The organism is Myxococcus virescens, assembly GCF_900101905.1.
GTDB classification, from domain to species: domain Bacteria; phylum Myxococcota; class Myxococcia; order Myxococcales; family Myxococcaceae; genus Myxococcus; species Myxococcus virescens.
Genome location: NZ_FNAJ01000008.1, coordinates 233,710 through 251,296, shown reverse-complemented (window position 1 = coordinate 251,296; position 17,587 = coordinate 233,710). Strand labels below are relative to the sequence as shown.

Here is a 17,587-nt window from a genome sequence, read left to right as displayed (position 1 = left end):
CGTGTTCAAAGGGGAGCACCCGGGGAGGGAAGGGTGGCGTCCTCATTGACGGCCGCGAAATCGCACGGGGCCTTGCTGGACACGCGGGAGCAGGAGCCGCTACGGCCCCTGCTTCGGAGGGCGAGTGGCGGCGGCAGCGGCGGCTTCGCGCAGCTTGTCCTTCTTGCTCTTGCGCCGCCCCTTCACGCCGCCGTTCGGATCCAGGGGCGGCGTGAGCGTCGAGACCTCTTCCGTCGGCTCGAAGCCCGGCACCTGCTCGCGTGGGAGGTCGAGCTGGTGGCGTTTCTCGATGAGTCGGAAGTGGGCTTCGGTGCCCGCGCTGACGAAGCTGATCGCCACGCCCTTGTCGCCCGCGCGCCCCGTGCGGCCGATGCGATGCACGTAGTCCGCGGTCGAGCGGGGCAGGTCGTAGTTCACGACCGCCGGCAACTGCGCGATGTCCAGGCCGCGAGCGGCGACGTCCGTGGCCACGAGCACGCGCACGCGCTTCGCCTTGAAGTCCGCGAGCGCCTGCGTGCGCGCGCCCTGGCTGAGTTCCCCATGCAATGACGTCGCGACGATGCCGGCCCGGTTCAGCTTCAGCGCGACATGGTCCGCCGCGTAGCGACTGGCCACGAACGTGAGCACATGGCTCCACGCATGTGTTTCCAACAGGTGCCGCAGCAGCATCGTGCGCCGGGGCACATCCACCAGGAGGGCCCGCTGGAGGATGAACTCCGTCGAGGGCAGCTCCCCCTCATCGACGTCGATGCGCGTGGGCTCGTGCAGCAACTGCTCCGCGAACTTCCGCACCGCAGGAGGGAAGGTGGCGGAGAACAACAGGTTCTGGCGGCGCGTGGGCAGCAGCGCCAGCAGGCTGTTGAGCTCATCGGCGAAGCCCAGCGAGAACAGCCGGTCGGCCTCGTCGAGCACCAGCGTCTCCACCTGGTCCAGCCGGAGCGCGTTCTGATGCACCAGGTCCAGCGCGCGGCCGGGCGTGGCCACGACGATGTCCGCGCCGCCCCGCAGCGCCAGCATCTGCGGGTTGGCGGAGACGCCACCGACCGCGATGCAGGTCTTCAGCGGCTTCTTCAGGTGTTGGCCGTACCGCTGGATGGAATCGACGATCTGCGCGGCGAGCTCCCGCGTGGGCACCAGGATGAAGGCCCGCACCGGTCGGACCGACCCTCCGGGACGCGCCCGCAGGGCTTCCAGGATGGGCAGCAGGAACGCGGCGGTCTTCCCCGAGCCCGTCTTCGCCGAAGCCCAGACGTCGCCACCTCGCAGGACCACGGGGATGGTCGCGCGCTGCACCGGCGTGGGTTCGTCGTATCCGAGTCCGGCCACGGCGCGGGTGAGCGCGTCCGACAGGCCGAGCGAAGCGAATGTCATGGGATGGAAGCCTTGGGTGGCGCGAGGATGCGGAAGCCTACCCTGCCCGGGAGGTCCGCCCCCGGTATTCCTGCCCCCTCCCCATCCAGGCAAGGTGTCGCCCGGACCCAGTGGGGGGCGGGGGGCGTGGACTCGCCCCGTCGCGGGACGGCCCGACGTGTTACGAGGATGCGCATGGCGATATCTACCCTCCCTGAACGTCTGCGTGCCGTCCTCGTCGGTGTCCAGCTTCCGGGCGTCTCGGACGAAGAGCACGCCGCGGACTTCGCGGAGCTGCGCCGGCTGGTGCACACGCTGGGGTATGACACGGTGGCGACCGTGTCCCAGAAGCGGGCGCGGCTGGCCACGGGCACGGTGCTCGGGACGGGCAAGCTCAAGGAGCTGGCGGCCCTCACCGGAGGCTCGGGCGTGATTACGTCCGGGGCGAGCGACCGGACGTCGAAGGCCCGCGAGAAGTGGGAGGCCGCCGCCAACACGGAGCTCGGTCCCGAGGGCGAGGCCGTCGAAGAGGACGCCGACGACGTGGAGCCGGGGGACGCGTTGCTGCCTCCGTCTTTGGAAGAAGACGACAAGGCGGGGCCCCGGCCTACCGTGGTGGTCGTGGACCACGAGCTGTCGCCCGGCCAGTTGCGCAACCTGGAGAAGGCCACGGGCGCGATGGTGCTGGACCGCGCGGGCGTGATTGTCGACATCTTCCACCGGCACGCGAAGAGCCACGAAGCACGGATGCAGGTGGAGATCGCCCGGCTCAACTACCTGGCCCCCCGGCTGCGCGAATCCACCGGAGGCCGCGAGCGGCAGCAGGGGCGTGGCGCGGGTGACTCGGCGCTGGAGCTGGACCGCCGCAAGATTCGCGACCGGCTGGCGGAGCTGCGCGAGGGACTGGCGGCCATCCAGAAGGACCAGGACCACCGCCGCTATGCGCGAAGGGACCTGCTGCGGGTGGCTTTGGTGGGCTACACGAACGCGGGCAAGTCTTCGCTGATGCGTGCGTTGACGGGCAGCACGGTGCTGGTCGCGGACCAGCTCTTCGCCACGCTCGACACCACGGTGCGCGCGATGCAGCCGGAGACCCGTCCGCGCATCCTGGTCTCTGACACGGTGGGCTTCATCCAGAAGCTGCCACATGATCTGGTCGCGTCCTTCCGCTCCACGCTGGACGAGGCCCTGGAAGCGTCACTGCTGCTCTACGTGGTGGATGCGTCGGACCCCACGTGGGCCGCGCAGCTGGAGGTCACCCGCACGGTGCTCCGGGATATCGGCGCGGACGCCGTACCGAGCAAGCTGCTCTTCAACAAGGCGGACCGGCTGGACGCGGCGGCGAAGGAAGCGCTGCTCGCAATGCACCCGGATGCCCTGATGCTCTCCGCGCACCTGCCGGACGACGTGGCGATGCTGCGCAAGAACATCATCGCCTTCTTCGAGTCCTCGATGGTGGAGGCGGACCTGGTGATTCCCTACTCCCGGCAGGGGCGCATCAGCGAGGTGTACGAGCACACCACGGTGGTGTCCCAGGCCTACGACGAGAGCGGCAGCCGGCTGCGCGTGCGGGGCCTTCCAGGGGCCATCGCGAAGCTCACCCAGGCGTTCCAGGAGTAGGCCTTCCCCGGCGCCACCCCAGCCAAGGGCGTCCACTCCGCCTGCCTCACGGGCTGGGAAACCGGAGGCCGCTGACGCCCGCGCTCCGGCACGGCACCGGAGGCGGGCTGTTCCAGCGGACTACTCGGCGCGGCAGACGGCCGGCGCGGAGAGGTTGGGGCGAATCATCTTGAACGGCTGAATCAGGTCCGGGACGCGGAGCAGCGCGTCACGGCAGCCCGCCTCGTCGTTGCCGGACATCTCCACCTTGAAGCTGCAGTCCTGCGCGCCCTCGCAGACCGTCTTGGCCAGCCGCGCATAGCAGTCTACGGCGCGGGCGCAGGTGCCCTCGCCCAGGTCCACCGACGCGGAGGAGGACGTCGTCGAGGCAGAAGCCGTGTTCGTGTTCGTCGACACCGACGCGCCAGCGGACAGGGCGTCCTGCGAGTTCTCGCCCGGGGCGTTCAGGTTGATGGTGACGTTCGTCTGCGCGGGCGCGTGGGTAGGGGCGGCGACGTAGCGCGGCTTGATGCGGTCCTGGGCGCAGAGGTACAGCTCTTCGCCCTTCTTGCGCACCGTGGCGAGCTTCGCCTCCAGTTCCTCCGGAGGAACCTGCTTGTCGTCCACGGAGACATGGAAGGTGTACGCGTCCATCCCATTGTAACGGAAGTACATCATGGAGGTCGCATCGTAGGTGACGGCGATGGCCGTGTTGTCCATGGACTGCGACTCGAGACCGCTCTCCAGGGCGCAGACGCCGATGGACGTCTTGGTCGTCGAGGCGTCATGCGAGTCGACGGGCAGCGTGTAGTACTTGTTGGCACCACAAGCCGCCAGAGAGAGACATAGAGACGTCAGGGACAGCCCCTGGATGAGCCGCTTCATGAGGTTTGCTCCTAGGAAGAGGAATGGGTCCGCGCTGGTGAAGTCCGGCGGAGTGGCGCATCGACGCGTGCACCGGTTGCTCATTCAATCCTGACACGAAAAGGCCCACCCTCGGAAGTCTCGGGACGGGCCTGTCGCGCGCGTTTCTCGAAGCCTGGGACTGTTTCTCCCCCAAGCAGGAGGTGTGGAGGCAGGTTTGAGGGGGCTGGCGAACGTGAAGGAGGCGGGAGGGGGCGAGCGATTCTGGAGCACCTGGGACTGCCCACGACGAGTGTAAGGCTGGCCCCGGCGCGAGGACCACCCCAGGCCGCGTGGTGTTGAGGCTCAAGCCATCGCCAACAAGCCCAGGCCCCTGCCGCGCCCCTCGTGGGAGGGCGGCCTGGACAGGCGTGTATCCCAAGGGGGCTGCTCGGCCTCTCCACCGGCCCGGCACACAGCACGGACGCCCCCGTCAGCTGCCCTCCTCGGCCCCTCTGCTTCTGCCCTCCACCCTCAACTGAGTCCCAATTCGTCTTGATGCGCGCCTGATGTACTGGGCGGATCCCCGCAGCGGCCGTTGGCGCACGTCCCACCTTCAAGGAAAGGCCGTGCATGCAACGCATGAAGCAGGGGACGCGGTGGGCATCGTCGCCTGAGCGCTCTCGCAGCGCTCGCGCGACCTCTTCTGTGACGTTCAAATCGCGCTCGATGAGGCGCTACGCCACACCTACGTCGCAGACTCGACATGGGCGTTGTGCACTCGCGGGACATCCGGGGCGTTGGGCTTGCAGTGAGTGGCCTGCGTGCCCAACTCACCTCTTTGCCAGGGGCGCGGACCAACGCCTGCGGAAGGTGCCGGATGATTGATGTTCGCCAGTCGCTGGAGCCGCCCGCGCGACACGGGCCGCCGAGCCTTGCGAAGGGGAGCGCATGCAGTCCATTGGTGAGTTCAATGAAGACCGCCCGCATGACGCCTCGCGACGCTTGCATCCGTGGCGGTCCACGGTCGGGCTGAAGGTGCTCATGGCAGCGACTGGCATCGTGCTGGTCGTGTTCCTCGTCTTCCACCTGCTCGGCAATCTCCTCGTTTACCGAGGGCGGGATGCCCTCAACGAATACTCCGCGTTTCTCGTTCGGGAGCCCCCGCTCCTGTGGGCCGCTCGCGCGGTGCTCCTGGCCTCCGCCGTCATCCACATCGGCGCGGCGGCGCTGCTCTGGAATCGTGACCGCTTCGCGCGCCCGGTGGCCTACCGCCGACTCAGGCCACGCTCCACGACCGTGCCCGCTCGGACGATGCGCCTCACGGGCGTCGTGCTCGCGGGGTTCATCGTCTTCCACATTCTCCATCTGACCACTGGGACCATCGCGCCGGTGCCGTTCGAGAAGCATGACGTCTACCACAACGTGGTGGAGGGCTTCCGCGTCCCCTGGGTGGTGGCCATCTATCTCGGCGCGCTGGCCATCGTCGGGATGCATGTCTGGCACGGTGCATGGGCCTCGCTGCGGAGCCTCGGGAGGTCGCGACCCTCGCCTCGGCCGAAACGGCGACCGGTTGCGTGGATCCTCGCCCTGGTGCTCTGGGGCGGCTTCAGCAGCATTCCGCTCGCGATCTGGCTCGGAGGTGGGCGCTAGCCATGGATCTCGGCGCGAGGATTCCGAGCGGGCCGCTCGAGCAAAAGTGGGAGCGCCGACTGCGCGAAGGACGCCTGGTCGGGCCGAGCAACCGGCGCAAGTACACACTGCTCGTGGTGGGCTCCGGGCTGGCGGGGGCTTCCGCCGCGGCGACGCTCGCCGAGCTTGGCTACCGTGTGCACTGCTTCTCCTTCCACGACTCGCCGAGGCGCGCGCACAGCATCGCCGCGCAGGGCGGCATCAATGCCGCGAAGAATTACCGCAACGACGGCGACAGCGTGTGGAGGCTGTTCTACGACACGCTGAAAGGCGGCGACTTCCGCTCCCGCGAGGCGAATGTCTACAGGCTTGCGCAGGTGAGCAACCGCATCATCGACCAATGCGTGGCCCAGGGAGTCCCTTTCGCCCGCGAATATGGAGGGCTCCTCGCCACCCGCTCCTTCGGGGGCGCGCTCGTCTCGCGCACCTTCTATGCGCGTGGACAGACCGGGCAGCAGCTCCTCCTCGGCGCCTACCAGGCGCTCGAGCGGCAAATCAGCGCGGGCCAGGTTCGCATGCATCCGAGGACCGAAATGCTCGATCTCGTCAGGGTCGACGGACGGGCGCGGGGAATCATCGCGCGCGACCTCCGGACGGGCGAGCTGGGGTCGTTCGCCGGCGATGCCGTGATCCTCGCAACAGGAGGCTACGGCAACATCTACCATCTCTCGACCAACGCGCGAGGCTCGAACGCGACCGCGATCTGGCGCGCGTACCGAAGGGGCGCCGGCTTCGCCAACCCTTGCTTCACGCAGATCCATCCGACCTGCATCCCGGTCAGCGGGCCCCATCAGTCGAAGCTCACCCTGATGAGCGAGTCCTTGCGCAATGACGGGCGTGTCTGGGTGCCGAAGCTCAAGGGGGACCCGCGGACACCGCGCGATATCCCGGAGAGCGAACGGGACTACTTCCTCGAGCGGCGGTACCCAACCTACGGCAACCTCGCGCCGCGTGACATCGCCTCGCGCGCGGCCAAGGAAATCTGTGACCAGGGCAGGGGCGTCGGCCCCGGCGGGCGCGGCGTGTATCTGGACCTCGGTGATGCCATTGAGCGTCTCGGGGCCGGTACCATTCGCGAACGCTACGGGAACGTCCTCGAGATGTATGAGCGCATCACGGGCGAGCACCCGTACCGGGCGCCGATGCGGATCTACCCCGCCGTCCACTACGCCATGGGTGGGCTCTGGGTGGACTACGACCTGCGCAGCACCCTGCCGGGCCTCTACGTGATCGGCGAGGCGAACTTCTCCGACCACGGCGCGAACCGCCTCGGCGCGAGCGCCCTCATGCAGGGGCTCGCCGACGGCTACTTCATCGTCCCGAACACCATCGCTGACGAGCTGGCGCGTTTCGGGCCAGGGCCGGTCGACCTTGACCATCCCGCGTTTCGAGACGCCGAGCACAACGTGCAGCTCAAGCTCGAGCGCCTGCTCGCCTCGCGAGGCACGCGAACCGTCGAGGACCACTTCCGCGCGCTGGGTAGCCTCCTCTGGGAACAATGCGGCATGGCGCGCAGCGAGCGCGGGCTGTCCTCCGCGCTCGAGAGCATCCAGGCGCTTCAGGGCGAGTTCGAGCGAGATCTCCGGCTGCCGGACACCGGCATCGAGCTGAACGACTCGCTCGAGCGAGCAGGGCGGCTCGCCGATTACTACGAGCTCGCGGAGCTGATGTGCCGCGACGCGCTCGAGCGGCGCGAATCGTGTGGAGCGCACTTCCGCGAGGAGTTTCAAACGGCGGAAGGTGAGGCGCGCCGAGATGACGAGCACTTCTGCCATGTGTCGGTATGGGAATACCGCGGCAAGGATCGACCTCCCGCGCTCCACAAGGAGCCACTCTTCTTCGAGTCGGTCGCGGCCGAGACCAGGAGCTACAAATGAGCACGAACCGAAAGGTGGTCCGGACCTGGGTGCGCAGCCGCCCGCGTACGCTCTGCCACCGTTACCGATAGGAGACCTTCGGCATGGAACAGCGACTCGATTTCCTCCAGAAATCATCCAACGCCTATCAGGCGATGCTCGGCCTGGAACGCTTCGTCCGCAACTGTGGGCTCGAGCACCCCCTGCTCGATCTGGTCAAGACTCGTGCGTCGCAGCTCAACGGCTGCGCCTATTGCATCGACATGCACACGAAGGATGCCCGTGTCGCCGGGGAAACCGAGCAGCGGCTCTACGCGCTGTCGGCCTGGCGCGAGACACCGTTCTACACCGAACGCGAGCGCGCCGCGCTCGAATGGACGGAAGCTCTGACGCTCATCTCGCAGAACGATGTCACGGATGAGCTGTACGACCGCGTGCGCCAACACTTCAGCGAAGAAGCGCTCGTCAGCCTCACGATGGCGGTCATCACCATCAATGGCTGGAACCGGATCGCCATCCCGTTCCGCTCCGTGCCCGGCAGCTACCAACCGCCGGCCCGCGCGGCGGCGCATCCGTGATGGGCAATCTGCTGAACATCCGCGCGACGAGTACCTCCATCCCGAGGCGCTCGTGGGCGAAGGGGGAGGGAGAACAGCGTGCGCTTCGTTCTGCAGATCTGGAGACAGGAGAGGCCGCAATCCCAGGGCGCCTTCCGCCGCTACGAGGTCTCTGACATCACCGCCGACATGTCCTTTCTCGAGATGCTCGATGTCCTGAACGAGCAACTCGCCGCCAAAGGCGAGGCCCCGGTCGCGTTCGAGAGCGACTGTCGCGAGGGCATCTGCGGGACGTGCGGGGTGACGATCAATGGCGCGGCGCATGGTCCCCTCGGCGGCGCGGCGGTGTGTCAGCTCCACATGCGCCGCTTTCCGGACGGCGCGCTGCTCGTGATCGAGCCCTGGCGCGCGCGGGCATTTCCTGTGCTCAAGGATCTCATCGTCGATCGCAGCGCGCTCGACCGCATCATCGGTGCTGGCGGGTTCATCTCGGTGCCAACGGGGGCCGCGCCCGAGGCGAGCACGCGGGCCATCTCGAAACAGCACGCTGACGGGGCGATGGACGCCGCGGCTTGCATCGGCTGTGGGGCCTGCGTCGCCGCCTGCCCGAACGCCTCGGCCGCGCTCTTCACCGGCGCGAAGGTCTCTCACCTGGCGCTCCTGCCTCAGGGGCGGCCGGAGCGGGAGCGGCGGGTGCTCTCCATGGTCGCGCGCATGGATGAGGAGGGCTTTGGCAACTGCACCTGGCACGGCGAGTGCCAGGCGGCGTGCCCGAAGTCGATCAGCATCGATGCCATCGCGCTCATGAACCATGAATGGCTCCGGGCATCGCTCGCATCCCAACGCGAAGTGTGGCGCGAGCCTGAGGCGGACGCCCAGAGGCAAGACCCAGAAAGAGGAGGAACGGCATGACCCAACCGACACATCTCGGGGGCGGGACCACGTTCGACCTGGCGGCAATCGAGCGTGAAATGCGGCGAGAAGACGTTTACCTGCGGGAGGGCCACACGGCGCGGACTCTGGTGCGCGAGCCCGACCTGCGCATCGTCCTCATCGCAATGAAGGCCGGCGCACGGATGGCGGAGCATCGCGCCAGCGAAACCGTCTCGGTCCACGCGCTCTCCGGGCACGTGCGGCTGCGCCTGCCCGAAAAGACGGTGGAGCTGCCGTTCGGGCGGTTGCTCGTCCTCGAGAAAGGCCTGCGCCATGACGTGGAGGCGATCGAGGAGAGCGCGTTCCTGCTCACGCTCGGATGGAAGAGCCCATGAGAGAGGGGTAGAAAGTCGATGCGCGGGGCAAAGAGCTGGCAAGGCCTCCAACTCTATACCGTCGGCCACTCGACGCGAACGCTCGACGAGCTCATCGCGCTCCTTCGACCGTTCGGCGTCTCCACCGTGGCTGACATCAGGACCATCCCGCGCTCGCGCCACAATCCGCAATTCGAACGCGAGGCGCTTCGCTCCGCGCTTCGCCGGCATCACCTCCGTTACGTCCATCTCCCCGCGCTCGGAGGGCTGCGGCACGCGCGCGGTGACTCACCGAACGCGGGGTGGCGCAATGCGAGCTTCCGCGGGTACGCGGACTACATGCTGACGGGCGAGTTCGAGTCTGGGCTGGCCGAGCTGCGTGAGCTGGTCGTGGAAGGCACGGTCGCGTTGATGTGCGCCGAAGCCGTGCCATGGCGTTGCCATCGCTCCCTGGTCGCAGACGCCCTGACAGTTCGCGGTGCGCAGGTCGAGCACATCACCAGCCGAACCCGGTCGACGCCGCACCGGATGACCGACTTCGCTCATGTCGATGGCACGCGGCTCACGTATCCGGCGGGCCTCGGCTCATCCCTTGATACGCGCGCGCCGTTTCACCTCGAGGCGACCGTGCGCGTGCTGCAGCGGCGGCCGACGAACCTCGTCGACGTCTGGGAGGACGGACGGTACCTGCGAGCGCTCACGGTCTCCGATGGCCTCGTGCTGGTCGAGGTCTCGAATCAGGGGACGATGGACGCGCCGCAGGTCCGGTTCCGCGTGCTCGCTGGGGATGACTCGCGCGGCGCGCATGCCGAGATCGCTCGGGTGTTGCGGCGGGGGCTCGGACTCGATGTGGATCCGGAGCCGCTCGATCGGCTGCTCCAAGCCGAGCGCAAGCTCGGCCCCATTGCGCGCGCGCTGCGCGGTATGCGGCCGCCACGGTTCCCCAGCCTCTTCGAGACGTTCGCGAACGTCATCCCGTTCCAGCAGGTCAGCCTGGACGCCGGGGTCGCAGTCGTTCGCCGTTTGGTAGCGCGCTTCGGCCGGTCCTTGCCGCATGAGGGGCAAGAACGGTACGCATTTCCGACTGCTGCTGCGATCGCCGAGGCGCGGCTCGATGCGATTCGCTCCTGTGGCTTGAGCGCGAGGAAGGCCGAGGCGCTCCGCGCGGCGGCCGCCGCCATTCAAGCGGGCGATGTGACAGAGGCCATGCTCTCGCAAATGAGCAGCGCCGAGGCGATGCGGATGCTCACTGGGCTTCGCGGTATTGGACCCTGGAGCGCGGCCTTGGTTCTCCTGCGCGGCTTCGGCCGGCTGGACGTGTTCCCGGAGGGCGATGTCGGGGTCATTCGCGGGCTCTCGGGATTGATGGATGTCGAGCCGGGACCTGCTCTCGAGCGCCTGATCCGCCGCTTCGGCGAGCTGCGTGGATATTTGTATTTCTGCTCGCTCGGTAGCGCGCTCTTAGCCCGAGGCCTCATTCATGCCGCCGACGCTGGGCCACGGCGAAGCCTTATGAGCGCGCTGGAGGCGCACGATTGACAGTGCCTGACAAATGTCAGGGCCGAGGCGGCGAAAGCGCATGAGGCAACAACCGAGGACGAGGAATCCGAAGTGGACGTCGTCCCTGCGTTCGTAGCGGCCTCGAAGGCGGCGAAGCGGGTTCTTCCAAGCCAGTGTGCGCTCCACCACCCACCGGTAGCGCCCAAGCCGTTCCTTGGACTCGACGCCTGGACGTGCGATTCGATGGGCGATGCCGCGGAGGCGGAGCCCCCGCCGGTTCTTCCGGGAGGCGTAGGCCTTGTCGCCAAGCGGCTTTCTGGGCCGGTGTCGCCGCTGGCCCGAAGGCATCCTCACCGCAGCCACGGAGTCGACCAGCGGGAAGAGTTCGTGCGTGCCGTGTACGTTGGCAGCCGTCACCGACTCGGTGAGCGGCAGGCCTTGGGGCTCGGCTTCTTCTTGGGACGCGGTGGCGGCAGCCAGGGGCCACACGCCGCCAGAAGGCGTCCGGGACGCGTTCGCGAACCATGCCTCTCAACATTAAAAAGAGTCATGTCTCCGGATGATTCAGTGAGTCAAGTCAGGAGTTCGACTGGCGATGTGCGCCGCATGAACGGACTGGCGCCTTCTCGACACACCGGGATGCCTTTAGTACGCGTGTCCGGGTGCGTTCGTCGAATCTCTCTACTCCCCGTTTCCACCTGCCCTGGTGGCCCCTGGTGCTCATCGCTTCAGGGGCGTGGCTGCTGCGCATCGCGGGCTTCTTCCACCGGGGAGGCGCTTTCGGGCATCCCGTGGACTACGACGAGGGCGTCTACTTCAGTGCCGCCGCACTTCTCGCCCACGGTGTGTTGCCCTACCGTGACTACTTCTTCGTCCACCCTCCTGGGATTGCCATGTTGCTGGCGCCAGTGGCCGCGCTCGCACGTGGCTTCGACGCAGCGCTGGCATTCGCAGTGGTCCGTTGGCTCGTCCCCGGGATTGGGGCACTGAGCACGCTCCTGTGCGGACGCATTGCTCAGGAGCAATGGGGCGTCAGGGCAGGCGTCGTGGCCGCGCTCGCCTATGCCGTCTTCCCAGAAGCGGCCGCCACCGAGCGCGGGCCCTTCCTGGAGCCACTGCTCAACCTCACCTGTCTTGGCATGGCATGGGTTTGGCTGCGGCATGGGGTTGATGCCTCACGGTGGAAGGGGGATCTGCTGGCCGGAGCCCTTCTTGCCACCGCGTGCGCCATCAAGCTGACAGCCGGCGCCTGGGTCATCGCCGCGGTGTGGGCTCGCGGCATGGAGGGCCAGGGACGGCGTGCCCTACGAGTCGTGCTTGTCGCGGCAGCCGTGGGGCTGGTCTGGCTGGGCCCCTTCTTCGCGCTCGCCCCCGCCGCGATGCTCGATGGCCTTCTTCGGTTCCAGTTGCTCCGCCCACCCGATGGCGAGTCAGATGTCTGGCGCCGACTTCTCATGGTCCTGGGAGACGGGCGCATGGGCTTCTCCGTCCTCTGTGTATGGGGCTTGGTCGTGGCCCTGGCCCGAACGCGTCGAAGGGAGGCCGTCGCCGAGCGACTCTTCGCGGCCGCCTGGGCTCTAACGGTCGTGACCTTCTTGTCGTCGAAGAGCTATTGGGCCCAGTACAACGCCCACCTTGCGCCTACGATGGCGGTCCTCGCGGGGTTGGGGGCCTCCGTGGTGTTGAGTTGGGCGGACACGCGCACGCGCACGCAAGCCGCGCTCGTCACCGCCACGGTGATGCTCATCGCACTCTCTCCGTTGCCGGCGGCCATCCGCTCTGCGAATCAGCGAGACCGTTTCCTGCTCACGCTCGGGAGCTCACTCCGGGCCTCCGTCCCCCCGGATTCAGCCCTTTGCACCTTCGAACCGGCTTGGGCAATCGCCGCCGGTCGGCTTCCCGGAATCCCAGAGGGGACTCCCATCCTCGTCGACCCCTATGGCCTCATGCTGAATGATGCACTGGGCGCCCCCGGGCGCTTCGCTCACGCAGGAGCCGCTTTCGAGGATGAGCGCTCGCAGCGGACCATGCTCCCCATGCTTGCGCGCTGTGACATCCTGGTCCTCGAGGGACGTGGCGAATGGCAGCTGTCCTCCGCCAGCGAGCGCTGGGTCCATGAGCACTTCGTGCGAGAAGGGCTCTTCTGGCGGCGTGCTTCTGAGTGAAGTCTCCCGGATTCCCCAAGCCGGAAGGAAGCTGGAGGGGCGAGCGACTCTCGAGCACCGGGACTGCCCACTGCGGGTGCAAGGCTGCCCCTGGCGCGAGGGCCACCCAGGGCCGCGCGGTGTTGAGAGTCCCTATCCGTCTCATGCCTGATGTCACACACGAGAAGCCCGGGTTGCGGCCCGCAACCCGATCTAGAATCGCCGATATGAGCACTGCACCGTACCCTATTGGTTCCCCCGGAAGCCCCTGGGGTGAGGCGGAAGTCACGGCCTGGCGGTCCCACCAGACCCGCAAGCGCAGCTACGCGGCCGACGTGCTGAGCGCGATAGAGCGCCTGCGCGCGCGCTTCGACGTGGTGCAGTACGGTCTGCTGGACTACCCGCCGGACACGTACCCGCTGTTCGCGCTCGCGAGCCGCGACTGGCGCGATGGGTTGCCGGTGGCGCTGGTCACGGGTGGGGTACACGGCTACGAGACGAGCGGCGTTCACGGCGCGCTGCAGTTCGTCGAGCGGCATGCGGCTGACTACGTGGGCCGCTTCAACCTGCTCGTCGTCCCGTGCGTCAGCCCGTGGGCCTACGAGCGGATCCACCGCTGGAACATGAATGCCATCGACCCGAACCGCTCCTTCCGCGAGCCCAGCCCCGCGGAGGAGTCGGCGGCCCTCATGCGGTTGGTCGCCCCGCTGCGCGACCGCGTGCTCGTGCACGTGGACCTGCACGAGACCACCGACTCGGACGAGGCGGAGTTCCGCCCCGCTTTGGCCGCGCGCGACGGCAAGCCCTTCGAGCCCGGCCACACCCCCGACGGATTCTACGTCGTGGGCGACACCGAGAACCCGCGGCTCGACTTCCAGCAGGCGGTCATCGCCGCGGTCGCGAAGGTCACCCACATCGCCCCGCCAGACGCCGACGGCAAGATCATTGGCTCTCCCGTCGTCGCCCCGGGCGTCATCCACTACGCACTCCGCCAGCTCGGACTGTGCGCTGGCATCACGCTCGCCCGCTACGTGACGACCACCGAGGTCTACCCCGACAGCCCGCGCGCGACGCCCGCGCAGTGCTGCGACGCGCAGGTGGCGGCGGTCACGGCGGCGCTCGATTACGCGTTGGCGCATCCGTAGGGGAGGTGCCAATCCAATCTCGACGTCGAGCGCACGCCACGCTCGACCTCGTGGCCGTCACGGCTCACGTGGGCGAGCCGACGCAGGCGGCGCCGATGGCAGCGGCGCAGGGCCCGCTGGAGTGGGAGTAGGGCTTCAGGGTGGCGTGTCGTGCCTATCGCGCCCCGGTGGCCGCGTCCCGGGGGGCAGGCTTCGGTGCATCGCCTGCCGCCTCGGCGATGGGCCGGGCGTACCTGACCAGCGACAGCAGCATCTTGCCCGGCTCTTCGTTCATGATCTCGTGAGCCGAGTTTTCGAACCAGACCAGGTGCTTGATGGGTGCGTGAAGGCGCTCGAACCATTCGGCCGCGACGCTTGCCGACACGTTGTAGTCGTGCCGGCCATTGAAGAGGAGCATCGGGCACTCGAGCCGGGTCACGTTGCTGAAGTCGGCCCGCAACACGGCGGGGAACAGCTTCTCCTCGGAGAGCTCGTTGGCGGTCCACACCGAGGCCAGCTCGGCATCCGTGTACTCCGGAGAGAGTGCGAAGCCCTCCGCTTCGGCCTGGCCACCCGTCCGCCCGTGCACCTGGCCACCATAGAAGCCGAGCCACTTGCGCTGGATCGCGACGACGGGCAGCTCGAGCGCAGCGCCATGCGCCGCGTAGGGCGCAATCGATTGCAGCTCCCTGATCGCCTCCTCGTTTCCGGCTGCGCGTGCCCTGTCCATGGCAAAGCGCCATCCGCGCCGTTCGCTCTCCAGAACATCGGTCGCCTGTCCCATTCCGATATACGCGTGCAGCCATTCCGGGTGACGTTGCGCTACGGACAGGCCGAGGTAGCTGCCCCATGAATGTCCGAGCAGGAAGATCTTCTCCTTGCCGAGCTCCTTGCGTGCCCAGCGAATCATCTCCTCGGTATCGGCGATCAACCGCTCCGCCGTCATGGTCGCCGCGACCGCGGAGGGGTCATTCGCCAGGTAGGTTTTTCCAGCACCGCGCTGATCCCACTGGATGACGGTGAAGTACTCCTCCCACCCCCGCTGGAAGTACCAGCTCGTCGGCATCGACACGAAGCCGGGACCTCCGTGGAGCATCAGCAACACGGGATTCGCCCGGTCGACGCCGCGGATCGAGACCCATTGGTCGATCCCGCCGATGCGGACCTTCTCCAGCCGCTCCACACCCGTGGGGGTCACGATCCGGCGCAGGTTGGCGACGATGGCGGTCGCTTCGCGCCGGCTGCCGGGTCCAGCCTGCTCCCTGGCCGTAGGGGTGCCCGCACAGCTCGCCAGGAGGATGGCCAGGCAGCAATTACGGAAGAGGTTCGTCATCTCGGTCCCAGGACAGTACGCAGGTGCTCGCATAGGGGGCATCGCCCACCTCCTTCCATTCTCTTCTGGCAGCGCAGGCTTGCACGAGCCTGACAGTCGCTGATTGTCGCGGCGCCTTCGCCCTGGGAGGAGTAGCGTCCGCCGACACGGAGGGGACTCATGCGTGCGCTCCTTGTCGAGGATGAGCCGGAACTCGCGCGGCTGGTGGCAAATGAAGCGACGTCCCAGGGCTTCTCGGTCGACGCCGTGGCTTCGGTCACCGAGGCCCGTAGCGCGATCCACCTGGGCGCCTACGCGATCGTGCTTCTGGACCGCCGCCTGCCCGATGGCGACGGCCTGTGCCTGATTCCCGAGCTCCGTGCCATGCAGCCGGAGGCGGGCGTGCTGGTGATCAGCGCGATGGGAGATGTCCCCGAGAGAGTCGCAGGCCTGGATGCGGGTGCGGATGACTACATGGGAAAGCCTTTCCATGCAGACGAGCTGCGGGCGCGCATCCGCTCGGTGCTGCGACGGCCTGCACAGGCGCGACAGCTGCAGCCGGTACGCTGCGGCGCCATCGAGTACGACCTCGGCTCCAGGCAGATGACGGTGCAGGGAAGGCCGCTGCTGCTTCGCCGGCGCGAGGCCTCGCTGCTGGCCGCCCTGATGCGCCGCGCGCGGCGGGTCGTCCAGCGCGACACCCTCATCAAGGAGGTCTACGGGTTCGACGAGGAGCCCAGTGCCAACACCCTGGAAGCACACATCTCCAGGCTGCGACGGCGGCTCGAGGATTGTGGTGCGGGTGTGGTGCTGCACCCGGTTCGGGGCGTCGGCTATCTTATCGACGAGCCATGAAGCGTCTCACGGACTCCCTGGCGCCGCGCCTGATCGTGGCCGTCCTCGCAACGCAGCTCATCGTCATCACCGGGCTGATGCTGTTCTGGATGGTGTTCTCCCACTCCGTCTCGCACGACGATCTGTCCGCCGCGACCTCCCAACGTCGCGTGGCCGAGTCGATCACGCTGGACCCGGCAGGCGCCCCTCGCATCGAGCCCTCGAGCGCTCTGCGCGCCTATCAGGCACAACGTCCGCAGCTGGCCTACGCCGTGTACCTGGACGGCCGCCTGGTGCCCGGATCATCGCAGCAGCTTGCCCACGCGATCTCTCCACGCGGCTGGGCCGCACCTGGCGCGAACCTCGAACCGGCGCCCGCCCTGACCGACCTGTACCGGCACTTCCCCGATCTGCGGTGCGTGCAGCTGCTCGGTGAGTGCGGAGACCCGGTGATCGCCCTCGGAGAGGGCCAGCGCGCGAACGTCTCGATGTTCCCGGTCCCCGGCATCGGGACTGCGGTCGTCGTGACGAGTGGCAATCGCCTCGGACTGGATGACCTGCCAACCGCGTTGCGGACGCTGATTCCGCGCGTGATGAAGCTGTTTGGTTCGGCCGTCCTCGCCACCGTCCTCGTGCTGCCACTGATGCTGCGTCGCGCGCTACAACCCCTCACGAGGGCCGCCAACGCCGCATCCGGCATCGGCCTCGAGACGCTGGACCAGCGGCTGTCGCCCGATGGCGTGCCCAAGGAGATCCAGCCCTTCGTCACGGCCATCAATCAGCTGCTGGAAAGGCTCAAGCGCGGCGTCTCCCGCCAGCAACTGTTCGTCGCCAATGCCGCGCACGAGTTGCGCACCCCTGTGGCGATTCTCTGCGCCCGGCTCGACTCCCTGGGCGACAGCCCCGCCACGCGCGACCTGCGGCGTGATGCGACGCGGCTGGGGCTGATGGTCGACCAGCTGCTCGCGGCTTTCCGCATGCAGGGACAGACCCCGGCGGATTGGAGAGCGCTGGATCTCGTCCAGCAGCTGCGTGATCTAATCGGCGACATGGCGCCGCTGGCGCTGCGGAGCGGACGAGCCATCGCCCTGGAAGCCGCATCGCCCTCCGAGATGGTGCTGGGACAGGCCGATGGCCTTCGGTCGGCGTTGGCCAACCTGCTCGACAATGCGCTGCGCGCCGAGCCCGCTGGCGGGACGGTGATCGTCAGGATGGAAGCCAGCACGTCCAGCGTCACGGTCGACGTCGTCGATCACGGCCCCGGCGTCGAGGCGTCCGACCGAGAGAACATCTTCGAGCCCTTTTGGCGCCGGGAAGGTCAGTGGAGTGGAACCGGGTTGGGTCTGGCCATCGCCCGCCGCATCTCGGAAGGCCACGGCGGTAGCCTGCAGCACCTGCCCACAGAAGGCGGCGGCGCGACATTCCGGATGCGGGTGCGAAGAGCTCCCGCAGGAAGAAGCATCGACCCGTCAGCGTGTTGCAAGGATTGAGGCGCGTACTGGCTGGAGTTGCCCCCGTCAAAGCGGACA

At 67.9% G+C, this 17,587-nt stretch carries 15 protein-coding genes; 11 read left to right on the top strand and 4 right to left on the bottom strand.

Annotated features, from left to right (window positions below; genetic code table 11):
- Positions 1-99: 99 nt before the first annotated feature.
- A complete protein-coding gene (locus BLU09_RS23595) occupies positions 100-1,371 on the bottom strand; it encodes a DEAD/DEAH box helicase (RefSeq protein ID WP_090491758.1) in 1,272 nt (423 codons plus the stop codon).
- Positions 1,372-1,539: 168 nt separating this feature from the next.
- Here BLU09_RS23595 and hflX point away from each other — a divergent pair, with 168 nt between their 5' ends.
- A complete protein-coding gene (gene hflX, locus BLU09_RS23590) occupies positions 1,540-2,970 on the top strand; it encodes a GTPase HflX (protein WP_090491757.1) in 1,431 nt (476 codons plus the stop codon).
- 120 nt (positions 2,971-3,090) lie between these two features.
- Here hflX and BLU09_RS23585 read toward each other — a convergent pair whose 3' ends face one another.
- Complete coding sequence (locus BLU09_RS23585) at positions 3,091-3,834, bottom strand: hypothetical protein (protein ID WP_244171967.1); 744 nt, start codon at positions 3,832-3,834, stop codon at positions 3,091-3,093.
- 909 nt (positions 3,835-4,743) lie between these two features.
- Here BLU09_RS23585 and BLU09_RS23570 point away from each other — a divergent pair.
- The 6 genes from BLU09_RS23570 (at position 4,744) to BLU09_RS23545 (ending at position 10,683) form a co-directional block, all read left to right on the top strand.
- The gene (locus tag BLU09_RS23570; protein WP_090491755.1) at positions 4,744-5,445 is read left to right on the top strand and encodes a succinate dehydrogenase cytochrome b subunit; all 702 of its coding nucleotides are present in this window, start codon (positions 4,744-4,746) and stop codon (positions 5,443-5,445) included.
- A gap of 2 nt (positions 5,446-5,447) precedes the next feature.
- Positions 5,448-7,361 carry a fumarate reductase/succinate dehydrogenase flavoprotein subunit gene (locus BLU09_RS23565; protein WP_090491754.1) on the top strand — a complete coding sequence of 638 codons (1,914 nt, stop codon included), beginning with the start codon at positions 5,448-5,450 and terminating at the stop codon, positions 7,359-7,361.
- An 83-nt stretch (positions 7,362-7,444) separates the two neighbouring features.
- The gene (locus BLU09_RS23560) at positions 7,445-7,918 is read left to right on the top strand and encodes a carboxymuconolactone decarboxylase family protein (RefSeq protein ID WP_090491753.1); all 474 of its coding nucleotides are present in this window, start codon (positions 7,445-7,447) and stop codon (positions 7,916-7,918) included.
- Positions 7,919-7,996: 78 nt separating this feature from the next.
- Entirely contained in the window at positions 7,997-8,809 is an 813-nt protein-coding gene (locus BLU09_RS23555; RefSeq protein ID WP_090491752.1) for a succinate dehydrogenase/fumarate reductase iron-sulfur subunit, read from the top strand.
- The gene (locus BLU09_RS23550; RefSeq protein ID WP_244171965.1) at positions 8,806-9,165 is read left to right on the top strand and encodes a cupin domain-containing protein; all 360 of its coding nucleotides are present in this window, start codon (positions 8,806-8,808) and stop codon (positions 9,163-9,165) included. Before BLU09_RS23555 ends, BLU09_RS23550 begins: the two co-directional genes overlap by 4 nt.
- 18 nt (positions 9,166-9,183) lie before the next feature.
- A complete protein-coding gene (locus tag BLU09_RS23545; protein WP_090491750.1) occupies positions 9,184-10,683 on the top strand; it encodes a DUF488 family protein in 1,500 nt (499 codons plus the stop codon).
- On the opposite strand, the gene BLU09_RS39060 is transcribed toward BLU09_RS23545, so the two are convergent.
- Positions 10,606-11,133 (bottom strand): transposase, encoded by a 528-nt coding sequence (locus BLU09_RS39060; RefSeq protein ID WP_090491749.1) that lies wholly within the window; start codon positions 11,131-11,133, stop codon positions 10,606-10,608. The two genes, BLU09_RS23545 and BLU09_RS39060, sit on opposite strands and share 78 nt — an antisense overlap.
- Before the next feature lie 227 nt (positions 11,134-11,360).
- Here BLU09_RS39060 and BLU09_RS23535 point away from each other — a divergent pair, with 227 nt between their 5' ends.
- Positions 11,361-12,809, top strand: coding sequence for a hypothetical protein (locus BLU09_RS23535; RefSeq protein WP_244171964.1), 1,449 nt, complete (start codon positions 11,361-11,363; stop codon positions 12,807-12,809).
- 206 nt (positions 12,810-13,015) lie between these two features.
- Complete coding sequence (locus BLU09_RS23530) at positions 13,016-13,933, top strand: M14 family metallopeptidase (protein ID WP_090491747.1); 918 nt, start codon at positions 13,016-13,018, stop codon at positions 13,931-13,933.
- A gap of 154 nt (positions 13,934-14,087) precedes the next feature.
- Here the strand turns inward: BLU09_RS23530 and BLU09_RS23525 are convergent, their stop codons facing one another.
- A complete protein-coding gene (locus BLU09_RS23525; protein ID WP_090491745.1) occupies positions 14,088-15,245 on the bottom strand; it encodes an alpha/beta hydrolase in 1,158 nt (385 codons plus the stop codon).
- 159 nt (positions 15,246-15,404) lie between these two features.
- On the opposite strand from BLU09_RS23525, the gene BLU09_RS23520 reads away from it, so the two are divergent.
- On the top strand, positions 15,405-16,079 hold the full coding sequence (locus BLU09_RS23520) for a response regulator transcription factor (RefSeq protein ID WP_011555180.1): 675 nt from the start codon (positions 15,405-15,407) through the stop codon (positions 16,077-16,079).
- Complete coding sequence (locus BLU09_RS23515; RefSeq protein WP_090491743.1) at positions 16,076-17,548, top strand: sensor histidine kinase; 1,473 nt, start codon at positions 16,076-16,078, stop codon at positions 17,546-17,548. The genes BLU09_RS23520 and BLU09_RS23515 overlap by 4 nt, the downstream gene beginning before the upstream one ends.
- Positions 17,549-17,587 lie beyond the last annotated feature (39 nt).